Below are 3866 nucleotides of genomic sequence, written 5' to 3' on the forward strand. Positions count from 1 at the left end.
CGACAAAGGGCACCCTCCGGGTCGCCCTACCCCACATCACCACGACTCTGACGCCGCCCTGCCCACCCATCACCACAACGAACGTCGCTCAACACCAGCCCGAACGAGCCCTCCCACTCCTGGGCATCACCAACAACCACGACCCTCAGGGAACTTGATCAAGCCCTGGACAACACCTGACCCAAGGAGCTGAGTCGCCGGCGTCCTGGAGCCCCCGGCGGGCAGGACGCCGCACGACGGCCGGTATGGAGAGGCAGCCGTACGTCATGCTCGTGTACGTGTCCTCGTACAAGGAGTCATCCGCGCCCGATGCCCTCCCCGTTCGTAATACGGGTCGTGTACGTCCACCCAGCCGTGGGTCTGCCCGATCTGGTCCAGCGCCGGGTCCGCGCGCCCGGCCGTGAAGCGGGCCACGATCTCCGGGGAGGGCATGAAGGGCGTACACGCACTGCGAGGCGCCGTCGAAGAGCGTGTCGTTGTCCATGAACGCGTTGCGTACGGGCGTTGGGCGGCGCCGAGGGGCCGTCTCCCGTTCTTCAGGAGCTTTCTGCTTCTGGAGTGGTCCCGGGGACCGGCTCGATTGGTGCCCGGACGTCCCAGGTACGGAAAAAGCCGGTTCCCGTTTCCGGGATACCGGCTTCCGGCGGTCCCGTGCGCCAACACGAGACCGCCTGTTTCCCCTTGTGCTGTGGTTGGAGCCAGTAGCAATCGGGGTATGCCTACGATCCTACCTCTCGGCAGGTCGCAGCTTTCGGACCACAGTGACGGGCTGCTGCCACCGGGTCAAGCAGCCGATTGGGACAGCCCCGCACCAACTGGTTCCCCCCGAGGGGCTCACCGGCTGCCGCACACTTCCCCAGCTGCGGAAACGCCGCTTCATGAAGCGTTCAGGACATCTCAGGAACAGCGGCGGACCACGCCTATGCGGGATACCGGTGCACCAATGGCCCCTGACACGGAGATGTACCCAACTCGACTACCCATAAGGGGACTTGTCTGAGATCCTCGAATCCGTACGGAATGTCAACTCACAGTGGCGCCAACCACTTTGGCATTCCGCCAACCACCTTGGAGCCAGTAGCACGCCGGTGCCCCCGAAAGGGGGCCCGGCAGAAGGGGACTTCCATGAGCAGCAAGAACCGTAACCGCTCACCGGAACCGCCCGGTGCAGCACAGCACCCCGAAAGCGGAGCTGACCGCAGCCGTCTGGGCGGTGCCGAGGCAGCCGTCATCATCGTGGCCATCGTGGTCACGGCGTTCCTCGTGGTGATGGTGGGTCTGGCTCTGAGCGCCGTCCTGAAGCTGATCCTGGGGGCCGGCCTGGCCGCAGCGGCCGCCGTGGCCGCCGTCACCGCCAAAGGCTCCAGCCGGCTGCGCGCGGTGTTGCGTGCCCTGCTCGGGCCGTCCGACCCGACGAGCTGAGGGACGGTCAGGGCCATGGGACGGCAGGAGAAGCCGATCAGCGGCGCTGTTCCTGCCGTCGTTGTTCTCGCAGAGTTCCTGCGAGAACAACGACGGCAGGCCGGCGGACTGGCCTACAGTCAACTCGCCGAGTTCAGCACGTACGACAAGACCACCCTCAGCCGGGCCGCGTCGGGCCGGACAACTCCCGGCGAGGACATCGTCCTCGACTTCGTCCGCGCCTGCGCCGCGGCACAGGGTCACAGCCCCGATGAGGCCCTCGCCCAAGCCCGCCGGCTGTGGCGCGAGGCCCGGTACGAAGAGCGAAGGGCCGCCGACGGCAGTCAGCGCCCCCCGGCTCCTGAGGTCGAACTCATCGCAGACCGGGCCGAGATGAGCGCGGCGCTGCGCGAACTGTACGAGAAGGCCGGAGCACCCTCGTTCCAGCGGATGGAGGAACTGGCCGGCGGCTACGGAAGACTGCCGCACAGCACCGCACACCGCATCGTCCGGCGGGGAAGGCTGCCCGGCAGCGTGCGGCAGCTCACGGGGTTCCTCGACGCCTGCGGCGTCGCGGGAGCCGAGCAGCGGCCGTGGATCGACGCCTGGGACAAGGCCCACAAGGACGACAGCACCGCCGCGGCTCCTCAACAGCTGCACCCGGCGAGGGCGGCCGAGATGATCGTCGTCCCGGGAAGGCTGCCCGGCAGCGTGCGGCAGCTCACCGTGTTGCTTGACGCCTGCGGCGTCGCGGGAGCCGAGCAGCGGCCGTGGATCGACGCCTGGCGCAAGGCCCGCCAGGACAGCGCCGCCGCAGCTCCCCGGCTACCGCACTCGACGGATGCAGCCGAGCTGTACGGGACGACCGCCCTGGGCAAGAACGCCCACGCCGGCCGTGCAGTGTTGCGAAGGAAGCCCCCGGCTTCGCAGTCCGCACAGGCTGCGACCAGCAAATACCGTGCCTTGCTGTCCCATCCGCTCTTCCTGTTCCTCGCCGCGGACCTGCTCACGGACTCCCTCGCGCTCGCCGTCGAGGGGATTAATCGCCGTCAGAAGCGGTCCGCTGCGTGAACTTGAAGGAAGAGATCGTAGGTCTCCCGCTCTCCGGGCGGCGCTGACACCGTCACTCGCCCTCGGCGCGACCCGGATCACGCAGCGGGCACAGGCCGCTGGGCAAGCCGGAAGGAGTACCAGCCCAGCATATTGATGTGATGCCGTACGAACAGGAGAGGAGGCGGGCGACGTCTTCGTCGCGGGCGTCGCAGCCGTCCGCGCGCAGCTGCTTCGCCACGGCGTTCGCACAACGCGTCGTGAACAGCACGAGGGCGTCGAGCGCCAGACCGAGCGCGCCGAGCCGGACTTGTACGAACCCGCCCAGCTCAGTGACAAGTTCGTATGCGAGCCGGATTTCACGGCGGAAAGCAGCCGTGAAGAAGTTGGGCGGACGCTCTCCGTCGAACGTGTTGAACGCATCGTCCACGCGTGCTTCACGGTCTTGCATTGGCAGAACCCGTAGGTCCGGATGCGGCCAAGTGCAGTTCGTAGGGCCCGAAGCAGTCAGCTGCGAGGGTCGCGACGGGAGCACCGCGGGTGCGGTCCCCGCCCACCGTTGCCCTTGGCGGGGACGCAATGCCGTGGTGTGGTGTGTTGCCGGTGCCGTCCGCTCACCCTCCCCCCGTGTGTGGAGGTGCGGGCGGGGCCAGGTCCCAGGGTTCGGCAATGACGCGATTGTGCCGCGATGCGGGGTCGAAACCGTAGTGCCTAAACCGTTCGGCCAGGTCGGAGTGGTCTGTTTGGCCGGAGCCGTCGAGTGCTTGAAGTTCGTTGAGTTCGTGCAGGATGGTGAGGGCCAGATCGAGGTCCCAGTCGCTTCCCGTTGCGGCCGCGCGCTCGCAGGCGATGAAGGCCTCGTGCCAGCGTCCCGCATCGGCCAACCTCCGGGCTATCTGGCTCAGGGCTGTCCGATCACCGGCGACGGCGGCGCTCTCCAGCGCGGCGATGGTTTCGTCCAGGCTGGCTGAGGTGGTGGGCCGTGTGGGGTCAAGGTGTGCGCGTACGGGGGGAGTCTCCCGCTGCAGGGGGCTGGGGCTGCCCGCCTGGGCGGCGCGTGCGGACCAGACAGACGCCTCGTCCAACCGGCCAGCGCGGGTGAGTTCTTCAAAAGCCAGCTGCAGGGCGATGTTGCGGCCGGCATCGGCGGCACGTTCGTACCAGGCAAGCGCGGCGTCGAGACGGTCGGCGTCGATAAGCCGCTCCGCGGCCAGCCAGCAGGCATCTGTCTCCCCGGCCTTCCAGGCGTTCTCGTACCAGACCAACGCCTCGTCCAACCGGCCGGCATCGGCGAGCTCCCGGGCGGCGATCAGGAAGGTCTCAGAAGCCGTTGTCTTTCCGGATGTGGTCGTTGAGTTTCCGCTGATCAGGCATGGTGTCGGCATTGTTGCGGGAGAGTTCGGGCGTCTGGTTCG

3 protein-coding genes and 1 pseudogene are annotated in these 3866 nt (G+C 67.8%); 2 read left to right on the top strand and 2 right to left on the bottom strand.

The genetic code is table 11. The features are described from left to right. Positions 1 to 1125 precede the first annotated feature (1125 nt). Positions 1126 to 1422: a hypothetical protein gene (locus ACIRPX_RS45815; protein ID WP_404206119.1), complete on the top strand. Its 297-nt coding sequence runs from the start codon at positions 1126 to 1128 to the stop codon at positions 1420 to 1422. Positions 1423 to 1437: 15 nt separating this feature from the next. After that, on the top strand, positions 1438 to 2472 hold the full coding sequence (locus tag ACIRPX_RS45820; protein WP_404206120.1) for a helix-turn-helix domain-containing protein: 1035 nt from the start codon (positions 1438 to 1440) through the stop codon (positions 2470 to 2472). A 52-nt stretch (positions 2473 to 2524) separates the two neighbouring features. On the opposite strand, the gene ACIRPX_RS45825 is transcribed toward ACIRPX_RS45820, so the two are convergent. Then, complete coding sequence (locus ACIRPX_RS45825; RefSeq protein ID WP_404206121.1) at positions 2525 to 2881, bottom strand: hypothetical protein; 357 nt, start codon at positions 2879 to 2881, stop codon at positions 2525 to 2527. 184 nt (positions 2882 to 3065) lie between these two features. Further along, a pseudogene (locus ACIRPX_RS45830) lies at positions 3066 to 3866 on the bottom strand (hypothetical protein); the annotation flags it as partial.

This window comes from Streptomyces sp. NPDC101225, from assembly GCF_044767585.1.
Taxonomy (GTDB): Bacteria; Actinomycetota; Actinomycetes; order Streptomycetales; family Streptomycetaceae; genus Streptomyces.

What these genes read in the sequence shown, in the direction of transcription:
- ACIRPX_RS45815 (WP_404206119.1), top strand. Translation starts at nt 1,126, where the DNA reads ATGAGCAGCAAGAACCGTAACCGCTCACCGGAACCGCCCGGTGCAGCA.
- ACIRPX_RS45820 (WP_404206120.1), top strand. Translation starts at nt 1,438, where the DNA reads ATGGGACGGCAGGAGAAGCCGATCAGCGGCGCTGTTCCTGCCGTCGTT.